A 429-nucleotide genomic window follows, 5' to 3' on the forward strand; every position below is an offset into this window, starting at 1 on the left:
CCACCAGATCGTCGGGATGCTCGATCCCGATCGAGACCCTGATCGTCGCGTCCGTGACGCCGAGGCGATCGCGCACCGCCTTCGGCACGCCCGAGTGGGTCGTCGAGGCCGGGTGGCTAGCAAGCGATTCCGTGCCGCCGAGGCTGACGGCGAGCTTGAACAGTTGCAGCGCGTTGAGGACCCGAAACGCCTCCGCCTCGCCGCCGACGACATCGAACGAGTAGGTCGAGCCTGGCGCCGCGCATTGCTCGGCATAGACGCGGGCCTGAGCCGAGCCGGGCGCCAGATAGGCGAGATGGTGCAGGCGCGATACCTTCGGGTGCTCGGCCAGCATTCGGGCGACGATCTCGCCGTTGCGGTTGGCGGCGCTCATGCGCAGCGAGAGGGTTTCGAGCGAGCGCCCCAGCATCCAGCAGGAATGCGGATCGA

1 protein-coding gene is annotated in these 429 nt (G+C 68.3%); it reads right to left on the reverse strand.

Features of this window, described 5'->3' with window-relative positions:
• Positions 1-429 (reverse strand): PLP-dependent transferase (locus tag WDW90_RS38275; RefSeq protein WP_336492898.1); only part of this gene is annotated, 429 nt, incomplete at both ends.

The organism is Methylobacterium nigriterrae (genome assembly GCF_037106235.1).
In the GTDB taxonomy this organism is placed as follows: Bacteria; Pseudomonadota; Alphaproteobacteria; order Rhizobiales; family Beijerinckiaceae; genus Methylobacterium; species Methylobacterium nigriterrae.